We start from the raw sequence: 16,593 nt of genomic DNA on the forward strand, positions 1-16,593 counted from the left end.
GGTGTTCCCTCCAGCTTAGGCCTAGGCTGGCTCCATGAGCATCCAGTTCGACACCCGCCCGGCCGCGTACGGAGTGGTCATCCGCGACGGAGCGATCCTCCTCGCCTATTGGAAGCAAGACGGCAAGGAAGGGTGGACCCTTCCCGGAGGAGGCCTGGACCTGGGGGAGCATCCCGTGGACGGCTGTCGCCGCGAGATCCAAGAGGAAACCGGGTACGACGCCGATATCGGGCCGATGCTCGGAATCGACGTCGGCCACTGGCCGGGTGAAGAGCGGCTGGACGGATCCGACCGTGATTTCCAGGCCATCCGGCTGGTCTACGAGGCGAGCATCACGGGCGGAGAATTGACACACGAAATAGACGGCAGCACCACCCACGCCGCATGGGTGCCGCTGGGCAAGGTTCCCGGACTGAACCGGGTATCGCTGGTGGACATCGGCCTCCGCCTGCACAGCGAGCGGCCACTCAACGGAAAACTGCAGTCGCCCTGAGCATTGCCGATTCATTACGGTCTTCGCGCCTGCGCTGACATCGTCGGTGGCGCTGGTTAGGCTGTAGAACATCAGTTCACTGTTGATTGACTTCCATCGTTGATATTTGCGGCCCGAAAAGTTAGGTAAGCCCCGGAATGGCTGAAGCCATGATTGAGTTCCAGAGCGTCACCAAGCAGTATCAGGGTGGGCAACCCGCCGTTGATGGATTGAGCATGTCCATCGACAAAGGTGCCATCACCGTTTTCGTCGGGCCCTCGGGCTGCGGAAAGACCACGTCCCTGCGGATGATCAACCGCATGGTGGATCCCACCTCGGGCACCATCACCGTGGACGGCAAGGATGTTTCGAACGAACCTGCCGCCCAGTTGCGCCGCTCCATGGGCTACGTCATGCAGTCTTCGGGACTCATGCCGCACCGTTCGGTCCTGGACAACATTGCCACCGTTCCACGGCTCAACGGCGTTTCCAGGGCGGCAGCCCGCAAACGCGCGGAAGAGCTGCTCGACGTCGTCGGGCTGGCTTCGGTGCTCGGCAAGCGGTACCCGTCCCAATTGTCCGGCGGCCAACAGCAGCGCGTCGGGGTAGCCCGTGCGCTCGCGGCGGACCCACCCGTGCTGCTCATGGATGAGCCTTTCAGCGCCGTGGACCCGGTAGTCCGCGACGAACTCCAGCAGGAACTCCTGCGGCTGCAGCGCGAACTGGCCAAGACCATTGTTTTCGTGACCCACGACATCGACGAAGCCACCGTGCTCGGTGACAAAGTGGCCGTCTTCGCCGTCGGAGGCAAACTGGCGCAATACGCGGCACCGGAGGAGATCCTCCGGGCCCCTGCCAATGACTTCGTCGCCTCGTTCGTGGGCCGCGACAGGGGATTCCGGCACCTTGCCTTCAACGGCGCCGAAGCTGTTCCGGTACATCCGGTCAAGACGGTGGAGGTCCCGCAGGTTGCCGCGGGGAGCACAGAATGGGCCTTGGTGCTCGACGGCGACTCCCGGCCCCTGGGGTGGGCCTCGCCACGCGACGGTGCCGGGCTGATTCCCGGAGGCTCTTTGTTCCGGCGCGGGGATACGCTCCGCCGGGCGCTGGATGCCGCCTTGTCCTCGCCTTCCGGCCTTGGCGTGGTGGTTGACGACGACGGCAGGCTCGTCGGCGTCCTCAAAGCCGATGAAGTGCTGGCCCTGATCGAAGTGACCCGGCACAACCGGGAGGACGCCCCCTGATGGAATGGTTCCTGGCGAACAGCGGCATGGTCTTCGAACGGGCCGGCGAGCACCTCATCCTGGCTTTGATTCCCATGGTTTTGGGACTGCTCATCGCGGTGCCCCTGGGGCAGCTGGCCCGTCGGAACCGTACCCTCAGGGCCGTGGTCACCACGGGAAGTTCGCTGCTTTACACCATTCCTTCCCTGGCGCTTTTCATCATCCTGCCGCCGATCCTGGGAACCCGGATCCTGGATCCGCTCAATGTGGTGGTCGCCCTCACCCTCTATGCCGTTGCCCTGCTGGTGCGGGCTGCCATGGACGCCTTCGATTCCGTGGACGACGACCTCCGCATGGCGGCTGTGTCCATGGGATTCAAGCCGACCGCACGCTTCCTGCAGATCGACCTTCCGCTCTCCCTGCCGGTGCTGTTTGCGGGCCTTCGCGTGGTGTCAGTCAGCAATATCTCCCTCGTGAGCGTCGCCGCGCTCCTGGGCGTCGGGAACTTGGGAATGCTGTTCACTGACGGGCTGCAGCGGGCGTTCGTCACAGAGGTGGTGGTGGGCATCATCGCGATCCTCCTGCTGGCCCTCGTCATGGACACCGTCCTGGTCCTTCTGGAGAAGCTGCTGACGCCCTGGACGCGGGTCGGTGCGGTCACCGCCAAGCAGGATGGCAAAACAGCGCAGTTCATCGCTGATGCCCGGGTCCACGCGGAGGCAGGCCGATGAGCAACATCTTCGTTGACACCATCGCGTGGCTCACGGATCCGGCCCACTGGTCAGGAAGCGACGGAATCGCCACGAGGCTCGTGGAGCACCTGCAGTACTCGGGGCTGGTGCTGGTGATTGCCGCGGCCATCGCCGTGCCGGTGGGTCTCTTCATCGGCCACACGGGGCACGGGCGCGTCGTTGCCGTGGCGTTTGCCGGCGCTTTGCGGGCCCTTCCCACCCTTGGCCTGCTTGTACTCTTCGCCTTGTTGGCCGGGAGCGGTCTCATGCCACCCGTCTGGGCCCTGGTCATCCTGACCGTGCCGCCCCTCCTGGCCGGGACCTACGCGGGGATTTCCAGCGTGGATCCGACGGTGGTTGACGGTGCCCGGGCCATGGGCATGACAGAACTCCAGATCTTGTTCCGTGTGGAGCTGCCCAACGGACTCCAAGTCATGTTCGGCGGCATCCGCACTGCGGTCCTCCAAGTCATCGCAACGGTTTCCGTGGTGGCGTATCTTCCGCTGGGCGGCCTGGGGCGTTATCTTTTTGACGGATTGGTCCTTCAGGACTTCCCCCGCATGCTCGGCGGGTCACTGCTCATCGCGGCGTTGGCAATCGCCGTCGACCTCGTTCTGGCCTTGGCGCAGAGGATGCTCCTCCCGCCCGGGCTTTCCATCGATTCCCACGGCGGCCACAAGGCCGCCGGAGATCTCGCAGCCACCGCACCAGCGGGGGCTGCCGTTCAAGGAGGTACCGCATGAAGCAACCCGTCACCCTGACCCGCCGCGGGCTCGGCGGCCTGGCGGCCGGCGTCGGCATTGCGCTTGCATTGAGCGCATGTGGCGGCAGCCCGCTGTCCAGCCCGTCCACCAACGCCCCCTCCGGGGCCGGTGGCTCGCTCGTCGTGGGCTCGGCAGATTTCCCCGAGAGCCAGGTCATCGCCGAAATCTACGCCGGAGCACTGAACGCCGCCGGCGTCACCGCTACGACGAAGCCCAATATCGGATCCCGCGAAATCTACTTCAAGGCGGTCCAGGACGGTTCGATCGACCTCGCCCCCGACTATTCCGGCAACCTCCTGTCCTACCTGGACACCAACGCCTCGCAGGTCTCCGCCGACGACGTCTACAAGGCGCTTCCCGGGAAGCTTCCGCAGGGCCTGGGAGTACTCGACCCCGCCAAGGCCGAAGACAAGGACGCCATGGTTGTCACGAAGGCCACGGCGGAAAAGTACCAGCTCAAGTCCATCGAAGACCTCGCCAAGAACTGTGGAGACTTCACGATTGCGGCACCGGCAACCTTTGAGACCCGCGCCTACGGACTCCCGGGCCTCAAGGCCAACTACAACTGCGTGCTCAAGGGCCTGAAGCCGTTCAGCGACGGAGGCGGCAACCTGACACTGCAGGCGCTGCTTTCCAACGACGTCCAGGTTGCCGACATCTACACCACCACGCCGTCCATCCAGGACAACGCGCTGGTTGTCCTGGATGACCCCAAGAACAACTTCAAGGCCCAGCAGGTCCTCCCGCTGTACAACATGGCCAAGATGACGGACAAGGCGAAGCAAGCGCTCAACAACGTGTCCAAGATTCTGACCACGGACGACCTCATCAACCTCAACCGCGCCGTGAGCGGCAACCAGAAGCAGAATCCCAAGGATGCCGCAGCCGCTTGGCTCAAGGACAAGGGGATCGTGAAGTAAGTCCCCACCGCCTCCCTCGCCTCGCTCCGCTCGTCCAGGGAACCCTCCCCGCCACCTCCCCAAAACTCGCAAGCTCGATTGGGGCCCCTCGGTGGCGTGGGCCCAGGCGGCGGAGGCCCGTGCAAAGGACGACGGCGGCGAGGAACCCTTGTGGGGGCCTCGCCGCCGTCGTCGTCAATGTGAGTGATGTCTCAACGGAAGTACATCCCCGGTGTGGCATATTTGATGAATGGCAGAATTCAAGCAGTCCACCAAGCTTCATAATGTCCTTTACGACATCCGTGGACCGATTCTTCAGGCCGCCCAGCAGATGGAGGCAGAGGGTCACCGCATCCTCAAACTGAATATCGGAAACCCGGCACCGTTCGGATTTGAAGCGCCGGACGCGATTTTGGTGGACATGATCCGCCATCTGCCCCATGCCCAGGGTTACAGCGATTCGCGCGGAATTTTCTCGGCCCGTACCGCCGTTTCGCAGTACTACCAGACCCGTGGCATCCAAAACATCCACGTTGACGACATCTACCTTGGCAACGGCGTCAGCGAGCTCATCACCATGTCGCTCATGGCGTTGCTGGAAGTGGGAGACGAGATTCTCATCCCCACTCCCGACTACCCGCTCTGGACCGCCTCGGTAGCACTGGCCGGCGGCCGTCCGGTCCACTATCTGTGTGACGAAGAATCGGGCTGGCAGCCGGACCTTGAGGACATGGAATCCAAGATCACGCCGCAAACCAAGGGCATCGTGGTCATCAACCCCAACAACCCCACGGGTGCCGTGTACCCGGAGGAGACCCTCAAGAAGATCGTGGCACTGGCCGAAAAGCACGGCCTTGTGGTGTTCGCCGACGAGATCTACGAGAAGATCCTCTACGAAGACGCCGTCCATGTGAACCTTGCCGCGCTCACCGGCGACGACGTCCTCTGCCTGACGTTCAGCGGACTGTCCAAGGCCTACCGGGTGTGCGGCTACCGTGCCGGCTGGATGGCCATCTCCGGTCCCAAGAAGGACGCCGCAGACTACCTCGAGGGCATCAACCTGCTCGCCAACATGCGTTTGTGCGCCAACGTGCCGGCACAGCATGCCATCCAGACCGCCCTCGGGGGCCACCAAAGCATCAACGATCTCATCCTGCCCGGCGGCAGGCTCCTTGAACAGCGGAACAAAGCCTACGACCTGCTCAATGCCATCCCCGGCGTGAGCACACAACAGGCCAGGGGAGCCCTCTACCTGTTCCCGAAGTTGGACCCCGAGGTCTATCGCATCCGCGACGACGAGAAATTCGTCCTCGACCTGCTCAGGGAACAGAAGATCCTCGTCTCACACGGACGGGCCTTCAATTGGGTGCGTCCGGACCACTTCCGCATGGTGACCCTGCCAAACGTCAAGGATATTGAAGAAGCGATCGGCCGCATGGCGGACTTCCTCGGCCGGTACCAAGGGAACTAGCCTGTTGTGCAGGCCGCGACGACTGCGGCCAGACCAGAGGAGAAGCCCACATGGCCGCTGCAGTGCGTTTCAAGCACAGTCCGTCGAAGGAACTGAAGGCCGGGCCGGGCTTCCTGCTGTCCGGTGTGGACCCGGAATCCACGCCGGGCTACAAAGGGAAGAAGTCTGACGGCGTCGCGTTGCTTGCCGCCCAGGACGAACGCTTGGACGAACTGCAGGAGATGCTCTTTGCGGAGGGAAAGTTCGGATCGTCCAAACGCGTGCTGCTGATCCTCCAGGCCATGGATACTGCGGGCAAGGGTGGGATTGTCGAGCACGTCGTCGGGTCCATGGATCCCCAAGGAGTCAAGGTTGCTCCGTTCAAGGCTCCAACGGACGAGGAGAAAGCCCACGATTTCCTCTGGCGGGTTGAGAGGTCCCTTCCCGACGCCGGATTCGTCGGGGTCTTTGACCGCTCGCACTATGAGGATGTGCTGATTCACCGGGTGCACGGTTGGGCCAACGAGGCCGAACTGGAGCGGCGCTATGCTGCCATCAATGAGTTCGAGGCACGCCTCGCCGAACAAGGCACGGCGATCGTCAAGGTCATGCTCAACATCAGCCGCGATGAACAGAAGGAACGCCTGCTTGCGCGCTTGGACGACCCGTCCAAGCACTGGAAGTACAGCACCGGCGACCTCAAGGAGCGCGCGTTTTGGGATTCCTACATGGAGGCCTACCAACTCGTCTTCGAGAAAACCTCAACCGAAGTGGCGCCTTGGTATGTGGTTCCGGCGAACAAGAAGTGGTTTGCGAGGATCGCTGTCCAGGAACTTCTCCTGGAGGCCCTCGAAAAGCTGGACCTGGCGTGGCCCGCTGCCGACTTCGACGTGTCGGCGGAACGGGCCCTGGCCGTCCGCTCCTAGCCGGCGGTCGGGCTGTCGTCGTCGCCCTTGCTCCGGGCCGCGGCCAGCCTCCTGCGGGCGCCCTCCAGCCACTCCTCGCATCGCTTCGCAAGAGCTTCGCCGCGTTCCCAGAGGGCGAGTGATTCCTCAAGGCTCGCTCCACCCGCTTCAAGGCGGCCGACAACGGCCACGAGCTGCTCACGGGCTTCCTCGTAGCTGAGGGCGTCCAGGTTCTCAGCCGTAGCCTTGGCTGCAGGGGATGTGCTTTCTGCTGTCATTTCTTAGTCCTCGTTTTGCTGGTGCTTGCTCGGGTGGGCGGCAGTTCCGGACGATTCGGAGGATCCGGAAGATACGGCGGCAAGGCGGCCTTCCGCCAGCCGAAGGGTCAGTCCAGTGCCTTCAGGGGCTTGGTCCGGGCTCCGGACGACGTCGTGGCCCACCCCGTCCGCCCCGGCAACCTGGACGACGGCGTACCCGCGGTCGAGCGTTTTTTGGGGGGACAACGCCCGTACCTGGGCGCGGAGGTGATGCACTTGGTCAAGGGCGCGGACAACCGCGGAGCTCACCGCGGTGTGTGCATGTTTCCGGAGGCGCTCGATGTCCTCTTCCCGTGCCGTGACCATTCCCTCGGGTGACGCCAGTACAGGTCGCGATCTCAACGCGTGGAGTCGATCCGTTTCGCGGTCCACCAAGCGGCCGACGCCGCGGCGTAGCTGCTCGCGGGCCTGACGTACCGTCGCCAATTCCTCGACGACGTCAGGGACGATCCTCTTCGCGGCATCGGTGGGCGTGGAAGCGCGAAGGTCGGCGACATCGTCCAGGATGGGGTGGTCTGCTTCGTGGCCGATAGCGCTGACCACCGGGGTGGTCGCCGCGGAGACTGCCCGGACCAGTTCCTCGTTGCTGAACGGAAGCAGGTCTTCCAGGGCTCCGCCGCCCCGGGCGATCACGATCACATCCACGTGCGGGTCGGCGTCGAGTTCCTTGAGCGCAGCCAGGATCTGGTTGACTGCGGTGACGCCCTGGACTGCAACCTCCCGGACGGCGAATTCGACGGCGGGCCAGCGAAGGGCAGCGTTGCGCAGAACGTCCTTCTTGGCGTCCGAATCGCGGCCCGTGATAAGCCCGATCCGGTGGGGGAGGAGGGGCAGCCGCTTCTTCCTCGTGTCCGAAAACAGCCCTTCGGCGCCAAGGGCTTGGCGCAAGCGCTCGATCCTCGCGAGGAGATCGCCGAGGCCGACGGGACGGATGTCCTTGATGGACATGTTGAGCCGACCGGTCTTGAGCCAGAATTCGGGTTTCACCAGGGCCACGACGCGTGAGCCACGCTCAAGCGGCATCTTCTGGCGGTCCAGGACATTGGACCACAGGGACGCCGGCAAGGAGATTTCGGCGTCGGTGTCCCGCAGCGTCACGAAAGCGCTGCTTCCGCGCCGGTTGAGTTCGATGACCTGGCCTTCGATCCAGGCTGCCGGGGCGCGTTCTATGTGAGTCTTGAGCTTGCGGGACAGCAGCTGCAGCGGCCAAGGATTGTCGGGACTTGTCTCCGACGCCGTCGCGGGCAGGGTTGACTCTGCCTTCGTGGATTCTTCCCCGGAGGACGTCTCTTCCCGGGCTCCGGCGTCGGGGAGGCCCGAAATCGGCAACGCCCGCGGCGCGCCGCCGGGTAGGGCATCATGGGACACGCGGGTAGCCTCCTGCGGGTGGCTTGTGCATGGTTCCGTCCTCGCTGGTACTTTGCTAAGGGGTGCCGGAAGCACTGCTGCTACCAGTGCTACTGAAAATCGCTACCGGAAAGCCGGCGGCAGGCTTCCAACTCTATCCATACCTTGTAGCATGCATGACCGACATTTACCCGTCGTCGCTCCGCCTGGAACTGCTGCACTCCAATCTTGAGGAATCCATTGCGTACGTTCGTCTCTGCAATCGCAGTGATCTTTGCCCTTTTGCTCACAGGAATCGCCGTCCCTATGGCATGGACGGACGTCAATATCGTCCGGGAAGACGGGTTTGTGGCGCTCACCGCGCCGATCGGGAAGGACCAGTCGTTCCAGGCCCGCCTGGCTGCCACCGCCGTCGCAAGCCTTGAATCAAAAGTCAATCTACCGGCGCCCGTGGAACAACTTGGTGCTTCATTCCTCAAGGACGCGGCCACGGCAATGACCACATGGCCCGAATACCCGCAAGCGTGGAATGAAACCGTACGCCGGAGCCACCAACTGAATTTCACGGGCAACGGAGGCCCCGGGAACTCGACCTCGGGGACATCCCTGGTGCTCGACGTCGGGCCCCTGGTCAAGATCGCCGCGGACCGGCTGCACGCGGCAACCGGCCTCCCGATTTCGACGCCGGACTCCACCGTGATCAACATCGGGGGACCCGCCCAGCGCCAACAGGTGGACGCCATCGCGGCGTACGCCCCGATGTGGTGGATCCCCGGCCTCGGCGCCGTCCTGCTGTTTGCCCTGGGGCTGCTGGCCGCTAAGCGCAGGGGCGTGGTTCTCCTGTTCGCCGGACTGGGCTTGGCCGCCGTCGCGGCGTTGTGGCAAGTGGCGACGACCGTACTGAAGGGCGCAGGCGATGCAGGCCTGGGTGGAACCGCCACGGGTGGGCTTTTCGCGCGGGAGTTGGTGGCGGCGTCGGTCGACAATTTCACCGGCTGGATCACCAACGCATGGATTGCCGCGGGAGTGTTTGTGCTTCTCGGCCTGCTCGTCGTGATCTTCTTCTCCCGCAAGACGAGGCCGAGCGTGCGGGCGAATGCTGCCGGTAGCATGGAGGGATGACCAGCTCAGCAGTTTCCATTCCGATGCCCTCTGTCCCGCGTAGGCGTCGGACGCCGGAAGAGGTGCTGGCCGCCGCTCCGGTTTCCGGCCCCAAACGAGTCCTGCTCGCGGCACCCCGCGGATATTGCGCCGGTGTCGACCGCGCAGTCATCGCAGTGGAGAAGGCGCTGGAACACTACGGTCCGCCGGTCTATGTGCGTAAGCAGATCGTGCATAACGTGCACGTGGTCACGTCGCTGGAGGAGAAGGGTGCCATCTTCGTCGAGGAGACGGACGAGGTACCCGAAGGCGCCCTGGTGATCTTCTCCGCCCATGGCGTGTCCCCGGCTGTCGTGCAGTCTGCCGAAGACCGCGGCCTGCGCACCATCGATGCCACCTGCCCGCTTGTCACGAAGGTGCACCGCGAAGCCGTCCGCTTCGCCAAGGAAGACTACGACATTCTCCTCATCGGCCACGACGGTCACGAGGAAGTGGAAGGAACGGCGGGCGAAGCCCCGGACCACATCCAGATCATCAACGGTCCGCACGAAGTGGACAAGGTCACCGTGCGCAATCCGGAGAAGACCATCTGGCTTTCGCAAACCACCCTGAGCGTCGACGAGACGATGGAAACCGTCCGGATGCTCAAGGAGCGGTTCCCCACGTTGCAGGATCCGCCCAGCGACGACATTTGCTATGCCACCACCAACCGTCAAGTGGCCATCAAGAAGATTGCCCCGCAAGCTGACCTCGTCATCGTTGTGGGATCTGCGAACTCTTCCAACTCCGTGCGGCTCGTCGAAGTGGCGCTTGAGTATGGCGCCAAAGCCTCCTACCGGGTCGATTTCGCGAACGAGGTGGACGAGAGCTGGTTCGAAGGCGTCGCCACCGTGGGCGTAACTTCCGGTGCTTCCGTTCCCGAGGTCCTGGTCCAGGACGTTCTCCGATTGCTGGCCGATTACGGCTACGGTGCGGTCGAAGAGGTGGTGACGGCGGAGGAAGACCTGCTGTTCTCCCTGCCGAAGGAACTGCGCGCCACCCTCAAAGAGGCCGGAGACGTCACACGCGCCCTGGGCGGACGCGGGAACCGGCCGAACTCGTAGTCGGGGCCGAAGGCCCTCAGGCCGCGGATTCTCCTTCGATCAACTCGGGTGCGGCGAGGGTCCGCGGTACTGCTTCCACCGCCGGCGGTGACACCAGGCCGTCGGTGTCCATGGAATTGAGTTTCCGTGCCGTCGGCAAAACGCGTGCTTCGAGCGTTCCGACGAGTGCGTTGTAGCGATCCACCGAGGTCTTCAACGACGAACCCAATTTGCCCACGTTGTCACCGAGAGTGCCCATCCGTTCGTACAGTTGCCGGGCGAGCTCGAAGAGTTCCCGGGCGTTGTCCGTCAAGACGTCCTGGCGCCACGTGAAGGCAACGGACTTGAGAACTGCCAACAAGGTGCCGGGGGACGCGAGCACCACATTCCTGGACAATGCGTGATCCAACAGTGCCGGGTCCGCTTCGAGGGCCGCGGCCAGGATGGATTCCGCGGGCAGGAAGCAGATCACCAGCTCGGGTGAGTTGCCGGGGATGTCCCAGTACTTCTTCGATCCCAAGGCATCCACGTGGGACTTGAGCGCCTTCGCATGCGCGGTCAGCAGGGCATCAGTGCTATTGCCCGTCGACAGGATGCCGTTCTCCGCGGAGTGCTTGGTGTCGCCATGTCCTGTGCTGCCTTGTTCTTGGGCAGCGAGGTAGGACGCCAGCGGAACCTTTGCATCCACTACCAACTGCTTTCCACCCGGCAACTGGACCACAAGATCCGGCCGGATGGCATTGTCGGCGGAAGCGGAGTGCACCTGCTCGTGGAAATCGACGTGGCGCAGCATGCCGGCGGCTTCCACCACCCGGCGCAGCTGGACTTCACCCCACTGGCCCCTCGCACTGTTGGACCGGAGGGCGGAGGCAAGGGCGTGCGTTGAGCGCAGCAGTTGTTCATCGGACAGCCGGGCTTCCTGGAGTTGCTGGGCAAGCTGGCCGTACTGCTCCAAACGATCCCGTTCCAGAAGGGAGACCTGTTGCTGGACGGCTGTCAGCTTCTCTGCGACCGGGGCGAGGGCACGCAATACACTGCCATCCTGGTTCCTGGACTCGCTCAGTTCACGGTTCTGCGACAGCAGAAGGCGCCGTTCGGCGTCGGCCGCGGCAAACTGGGCGTTCACCGAGGCAAGCCGGGCCGAGACGCCGTCGAAATCTTCTTCGAGCGCCGCATTCCGGCGCCGGAACAGGACGAAGCCGGCCACCACACCGGCGGCCCCTCCGAGAAGAAGCATGAACAAAGCGAGAATTACTGCGAAACCATCCATGCTTCCAACCTTGGCATAGGGGTAGGACAATTTAGCGAAGCCGGGTCACGGCACCGGGGCGTGGGCTCCCGGGTTCTTCCCCGCAAAGCGGACAGGGGCACTCAACGGGTAGAATCAATGCTCGTGGCTCTTACTATTGGCATCGTCGGACTGCCCAACGTCGGCAAATCAACTCTTTTCAACGCACTGACCCGCAACCAGGTGCTGGCCGCGAACTACCCGTTCGCCACCATCGAGCCAAACGTCGGCGTCGTCAACCTCCCGGATCCGCGCCTGCAGAAGTTGGCGGAGGTCTTCGGATCGCAGCGCCTCCTGCCCGCCGTCGTCTCGTTCGTTGACATCGCCGGAATCGTCAAGGGCGCCTCCGAAGGCGAAGGCCTGGGCAACAAGTTCCTGGCGAACATCCGCGAAGCAGAAGCCATCGCCCAGGTCATCCGCGTCTTCGACGACCCCGACGTTGTCCACGTCGATGGCAAGGTCGATCCCCGCTCTGACATTGAGACGATCAACACCGAACTGATCCTGGCCGATCTCCAAACGATTGAAAAGGCCATTCCCCGGATCGAAAAAGAAGTCAAGATCAAGAAGCGGGAAGCTGCCGAACTCGCTGCGATCCTGGCAGCCCAGTCCGTGTTGGAACGGGGCGACACGATCTTCTCCTCCATCAAGAGCGACAAGCTCGAGATGGAGCACCTCAAGGAGCTCAGCCTCCTCACGGCCAAGCCCTTCATCTACGTCTTCAACTCGGACGAAGGAATCCTCGGCAACCCGGAGAAGCAAGAGGAACTGCGCGCCATGGTGGCGCCGGCGGACTGCATCTTCCTCGACGCCAAGCTGGAATCCGATCTCGTCGAACTCGACGAGGAAGAAGCCCGCGAGATGCTTGAGATGAATGGCCAGGACGAATCCGGCCTGGACCAGTTGGCACGCGTCGGTTTCCACACGCTCGGACTGCAGACCTACCTCACCGCCGGTCCCAAGGAAGCCCGCGCCTGGACCATCCACCGGGGCGACACCGCGCCGCAGGCCGCCGGAGTCATCCACACGGATTTCCAGCGCGGATTCATCAAGGCCGAAGTTGTCTCCTACGACGACCTTATCGACGCCGGGTCGATGGCCGAGGCCAAGTCCCGCGGCAAGGTGCGTATCGAAGGCAAGGAATACGTCATGGCCGACGGCGACGTGGTGGAGTTCCGCTTCAACGTCTAACCTTGGCGGGCTCGTTTAACGTGGGTCAGTTTAGTCACGCTGGATGTCAGAAAATCTGTCCAGCCCCGCCTTCCCGCGGGCGGCCCTTCGCTATTGCTTTGCAAGCAGTGGGTTCGGGGGTTCGAGTCCCGGTGCCTCCACCATATTGAAGAATGAAGGAGCCAGGCGTTTAGAACGCCTGGCTCCTTTGTTTTCCCAGTTCAGAAGCGGTTTTTGCCCGGAGGACTGGATCTTCTGGTCTCATGACACGACGCGGCGAAGAGCCTGGCCGGTAGTAGATCTGTCGATTTCGGTTGTAATTTGTGTTCATACCGTTAGTACTGACTGGCGAAACAGGGCTGCCATGGAGCTTGCCGGTCCAACACCGGACCCAGGAGCGCTTGGCATCACCGGGATACACACCGGAATTTTGCGCGTCGGCGGCATGGATCACACTTAAAGACCTCATCAGGTTGGAAAACGCCTCAGCACTTGGCCATGACGTCGTTGAGATTCTGGGTTCCTGGAGGCAGGACAATCCTTCCTTGCCGCTGGACCAACCCATCCACCAGCAGGGGATCCCACTGAACTCGCTCATGTGGGAGAAGAACCGAGTTTCCGAGGTCATACGCAGGTTTACGACGAGGATGGGTCGGGCGTGAAAAAAGCGCGGTGACGGGGCAGATTCAGCTGCGTGCGATGAAAGTTTTTGCGGTATTAGCCGCTTGCAGGAAAGACCCCGATGACTCCCCATAACTGGGTGTAGCTACGGTGGTTGAACCCCGGCGAACCCTGCGGCCGAGGCTCCGCTGCTTCCCGCAGAGGCCCCGAATCCGATGCCAACGCCTTCGCACTTCTCGTGGTCCGAACCGACCTGTCCGTGCCGGCACGGCCTTCCCTGCAATGTCACCCGCCGCCAACGCCCTGTCGACGCAAGTGCCGACCCAGTTTTATCAGGGCTAGGGACCTGGTCTGGGACCGCCCCGGGTTTGCTTGACTCCTTGAGTCAACGAAATCCGGGGCAGTCCCGAGACCCAGTCCGTTCGCAACGGAGGCCTACCGTCGAAACCCGTCCGTGACGATCCGAACGTGGATCGCTGCCGAGTTCAGCCGGACAACTGTGGCTCCGATTACGCTGCCAATGGGAAAGTGTGGTTGCCGTCGTCGAGCTTGACGCGTGGGCGCCTGGTAACGATGTAGAAGACGATACCGACGACTAATGCAAGACACTGTCAGTCCCTGGTGCCATGATCCAGCCGTGAGCGGACTGAATCAGAGCGGCGAACCCGAACCGGATCCGGTCGTGGTCCCCGATACGGGGATCGACTGGGCCCGTGCCGTGCGCGCGCACCAGGCGGTCCCGGTATGGGTGCGGCTGACCTTCGACGACGAGCGACCGGCTTGCACGGAAAAGGGCAGATCTTGGTTGGACCTGCCACCAAGTCGCTGTTGTCGCCCGGCCGGGCGGCGTAGAGTCCTCTTCCAAGAACGGTGGCATGGTCGATGACCTTTGGGGGCCTGGATCTGATGAATAAGACGTGGAGACGGACGATTGCCCGACCGTCTTTCTGGGGAGCCACGGCCCTTCAGGGACTGATGGCGTCCCAGCTTTTCGTCGCCGTTGGAGCGGTCTTGAATCCCGAGACAACATTCCGGGGTCAGGTATGGCCGAGCGGAGCGATCTATGCCGTGACGATAACGGTGTTCCTTTTCTTTTTTCCGTTGTTCACGCCGGATACCGTCAAGAACCCCGACAATCTTAGCGACGAGCAGAGCGCGACAATAGAGCTGGCGCTGCGCACTGGGACACTTCCCGCGGCCAGTCTGTTCGCAGATTGGGGTCCTGCCCTTGAACGAAGGCGCCGGGGTCTGGCAGTGGGCCGCTGGGTGCTGCCGGTCTTGATGGCTGGTTGCATCGCACTGAATGTTTATGACTCGGTGATTGACCCAAGCGGTGCTTGGTTTTACTGGATAAGTGCGGTTTTGTATGCGGTCATGGCGGTGACCGGTGAGGTCGGCATTCGGCGGAGAGCCCGCAGGATTCGGGCACTTAACCACCAACTCGAGAAGTTTCGCGAGGGAGAACGACACGATGCCTAGGCGAAGGTGCGGCCAGTCCAGTCTTCTTGGCCGCGGAAATAGTAGGAAAATGCCAATAACCCCCAATAACTCCGTATCCGGGCAAAGGACCGCCCCTTCGATTCGCTCAGCTACGGCCGCGCCGCCCGGCACGTTCCGCGAATGCGTCCAGAGCTGCCAGCATGTCAGGCGCCCGCCAGAACCGGCCTCTTTTGTATTTACCGACGCCGACGACGATCCCGGCTTCCTCCAGGGCGTCCAGGGCGCGCTTCTGGCGCATGTAGTCGAGGCCGAGCTTGGACTCCAGAACCGCTGCGTTGACGACTGGCTGGCTGGCAAGAAGATCCAGGACCGGCCACACAGCCGAGTCGCGGCGCGCTGTGATCCTGTCGGCCCAGCCCTCGGTGATGGCGACGACGTCGTTGGCAAGGGTCGTGCCGTTCTCAATGGCCCGGAACGCGGCCTCCGAAGTCACGGTGATGATCAACTCCGGGTCCCCGGCCCGGAAGGCACTGAGAGCAGCGTGATAGCCGCCGACGTTGGCGAGCAGCCCGGCGGAGACGGGGACAGTGACGTGCGAGGCCACGCCTCGGTGCTTGAGCGTGGCGTGCAGCAAGGCCCGTCCGGTGCGGCCGTTGCCGTCGGTGAACGGGTGGATGGTCTCGAACTGGGCGTGCGCGATGGCGGCCTGGACGATCGCCGGGAGGTCCTGGCGCCGGGCATAGTCCATGACGTCCGTCATGAGCGCCGGGACGCGGATGTGATGCGGCGGGACGAATTCGGCGCCGATTGGACTGTATTGGCTGGTGCCGATCCAGACCTGTTGCTCGCGCCAGTGTCCGGCGACGTCGGCGTCGGACGTGCCGTCCATCAGGGCCCGGTGCATGTCCAGGACGCTCTCGGGCGTCAGGTGGTCGGCGGCGGCCAGCGCTGTCTCCATTGCCCGGACGTTGCGGACGACCAAGGTGGCGTTGGCCTTGTCTGCCACACCGAGCTCGGCCTCTCCCAGGCTGCGGGCGCTGGCGGTCAGGTTTTCGATCTGGGAGGAGGCGACTGATTCACTGCGCAGCATCAGGGACACGAACGGGCGCAGGTGCTTGCCGTAACGTTCGTCGAACCGGCTGATCTCCTGGGTGGCTTCCTCGGCCAGGGCTGCGACCCCGGGAGAGGGGAGGTAGGCCGATTTTGCGATAGTCGAAGGGATGAACGCCTCGTATGGCTGCCCGGCCATCCCGGACAGATAGTTGCTGGTGTGGAAGGCGTCCTGGGTCCCGGTCCACTCGTAGGTTTCATACTCGCCCGCCCGCCAGGTCAATGCACGGCCCAGGGTGACGTGCCCGTAGGTGCCGTCGCCGTGCTCAGGCTGATCCATGATCGCCTAACTGTAAGAATCTCTCGTGGATTCTTACATTTATACTCCTAAGCGTAAGAATCCGCTACGGATTCTCTCATTTAGATATTGATTGAGGGCCACGCCACCACCTCGGCCTCTGGTCGCCTCCATACGCAGAAGCATTGCTCCGCGGGATCACTGTCTGCGGTGACGGGAGAGATTCAACGGGGGAACCCAGGTCCCGGCGAGTTCCTCCGAGAGTTCGCGGCACCGGGACAACGGGAGGCCCCTGACGTCGTGGCCGGCGACAGCGAATGCGAGTCATCGTCAAGTCCGTGGCGACTTCGGAGCGCTCTGAGATGATGAACGCAACGTGCAGAGAGGGGCCGTTCTATGGCCACCCGTGATGACGAGAACCGGACCTAGGGGGAT

General features: G+C 63.2%; 15 protein-coding genes. 11 read left to right on the top strand and 4 right to left on the bottom strand.

Annotated features, from left to right (window positions below; genetic code table 11):
* Positions 1-34 precede the first annotated feature (34 nt).
* From KNN17_RS19785 to KNN17_RS19815, 7 genes are all read left to right on the top strand, one after another.
* On the top strand, positions 35-493 hold the full coding sequence (locus tag KNN17_RS19785) for an NUDIX hydrolase (RefSeq protein ID WP_241710576.1): 459 nt from the start codon (positions 35-37) through the stop codon (positions 491-493).
* Between the two features lie 137 nt (positions 494-630).
* Positions 631-1,716 carry an ABC transporter ATP-binding protein gene (locus KNN17_RS19790; RefSeq protein WP_274619756.1) on the top strand — a complete coding sequence of 362 codons (1,086 nt, stop codon included), beginning with the start codon at positions 631-633 and terminating at the stop codon, positions 1,714-1,716.
* Complete coding sequence (locus KNN17_RS19795) at positions 1,716-2,426, top strand: ABC transporter permease (RefSeq protein WP_241710578.1); 711 nt, start codon at positions 1,716-1,718, stop codon at positions 2,424-2,426. Before KNN17_RS19790 ends, KNN17_RS19795 begins: the two co-directional genes overlap by 1 nt.
* Positions 2,423-3,169, top strand: a complete 747-nt coding sequence (locus KNN17_RS19800) for an ABC transporter permease (protein WP_241710579.1) — start codon at positions 2,423-2,425, stop codon at positions 3,167-3,169. Before KNN17_RS19795 ends, KNN17_RS19800 begins: the two co-directional genes overlap by 4 nt.
* Positions 3,166-4,110: an ABC transporter substrate-binding protein gene (locus tag KNN17_RS19805; protein WP_241710580.1), complete on the top strand. Its 945-nt coding sequence runs from the start codon at positions 3,166-3,168 to the stop codon at positions 4,108-4,110. Before KNN17_RS19800 ends, KNN17_RS19805 begins: the two co-directional genes overlap by 4 nt.
* A gap of 229 nt (positions 4,111-4,339) precedes the next feature.
* Positions 4,340-5,560 (top strand): pyridoxal phosphate-dependent aminotransferase, encoded by a 1,221-nt coding sequence (locus tag KNN17_RS19810; protein WP_078108262.1) that lies wholly within the window; start codon positions 4,340-4,342, stop codon positions 5,558-5,560.
* 50 nt (positions 5,561-5,610) lie between these two features.
* The gene (locus tag KNN17_RS19815) at positions 5,611-6,465 is read left to right on the top strand and encodes a PPK2 family polyphosphate kinase (RefSeq protein WP_241710581.1); all 855 of its coding nucleotides are present in this window, start codon (positions 5,611-5,613) and stop codon (positions 6,463-6,465) included.
* Here the strand turns inward: KNN17_RS19815 and KNN17_RS19820 are convergent.
* Both KNN17_RS19820 and xseA read right to left on the bottom strand, forming a co-directional pair.
* Positions 6,462-6,722: an exodeoxyribonuclease VII small subunit gene (locus tag KNN17_RS19820; protein ID WP_241710582.1), complete on the bottom strand. Its 261-nt coding sequence runs from the start codon at positions 6,720-6,722 to the stop codon at positions 6,462-6,464. The genes KNN17_RS19815 and KNN17_RS19820 overlap by 4 nt on opposite strands.
* Positions 6,723-6,725: 3 nt before the next feature.
* Entirely contained in the window at positions 6,726-8,009 is a 1,284-nt protein-coding gene (xseA, locus tag KNN17_RS19825; RefSeq protein ID WP_241710587.1) for an exodeoxyribonuclease VII large subunit, read from the bottom strand.
* A gap of 339 nt (positions 8,010-8,348) precedes the next feature.
* Here xseA and KNN17_RS19830 point away from each other — a divergent pair, with 339 nt between their 5' ends.
* Both KNN17_RS19830 and KNN17_RS19835 read left to right on the top strand, forming a co-directional pair.
* Entirely contained in the window at positions 8,349-9,230 is an 882-nt protein-coding gene (locus tag KNN17_RS19830) for a hypothetical protein (protein ID WP_241710583.1), read from the top strand.
* Entirely contained in the window at positions 9,227-10,312 is a 1,086-nt protein-coding gene (locus KNN17_RS19835) for a 4-hydroxy-3-methylbut-2-enyl diphosphate reductase (protein WP_241710584.1), read from the top strand. The genes KNN17_RS19830 and KNN17_RS19835 overlap by 4 nt, the downstream gene beginning before the upstream one ends.
* Before the next feature lie 16 nt (positions 10,313-10,328).
* Here KNN17_RS19835 and rmuC read toward each other — a convergent pair whose 3' ends face one another.
* A complete protein-coding gene (gene rmuC / locus KNN17_RS19840) occupies positions 10,329-11,561 on the bottom strand; it encodes a DNA recombination protein RmuC (RefSeq protein ID WP_241710585.1) in 1,233 nt (410 codons plus the stop codon).
* A 123-nt stretch (positions 11,562-11,684) separates the two neighbouring features.
* Here rmuC and ychF point away from each other — a divergent pair, with 123 nt between their 5' ends.
* Both ychF and KNN17_RS19850 read left to right on the top strand, forming a co-directional pair.
* On the top strand, positions 11,685-12,770 hold the full coding sequence (gene ychF / locus KNN17_RS19845; RefSeq protein WP_078108300.1) for a redox-regulated ATPase YchF: 1,086 nt from the start codon (positions 11,685-11,687) through the stop codon (positions 12,768-12,770).
* Between the two features lie 1,575 nt (positions 12,771-14,345).
* Positions 14,346-14,849, top strand: a complete 504-nt coding sequence (locus KNN17_RS19850) for a hypothetical protein (protein ID WP_241710586.1) — start codon at positions 14,346-14,348, stop codon at positions 14,847-14,849.
* 106 nt (positions 14,850-14,955) lie between these two features.
* On the opposite strand, the gene KNN17_RS22460 is transcribed toward KNN17_RS19850, so the two are convergent.
* The gene (locus tag KNN17_RS22460; protein WP_274619757.1) at positions 14,956-16,200 is read right to left on the bottom strand and encodes a Fic family protein; all 1,245 of its coding nucleotides are present in this window, start codon (positions 16,198-16,200) and stop codon (positions 14,956-14,958) included.
* Positions 16,201-16,593 lie beyond the last annotated feature (393 nt).

The organism is Arthrobacter bambusae (genome assembly GCF_022606295.1).
Classification (GTDB): Bacteria; Actinomycetota; Actinomycetes; order Actinomycetales; family Micrococcaceae; genus Arthrobacter; species Arthrobacter bambusae_A.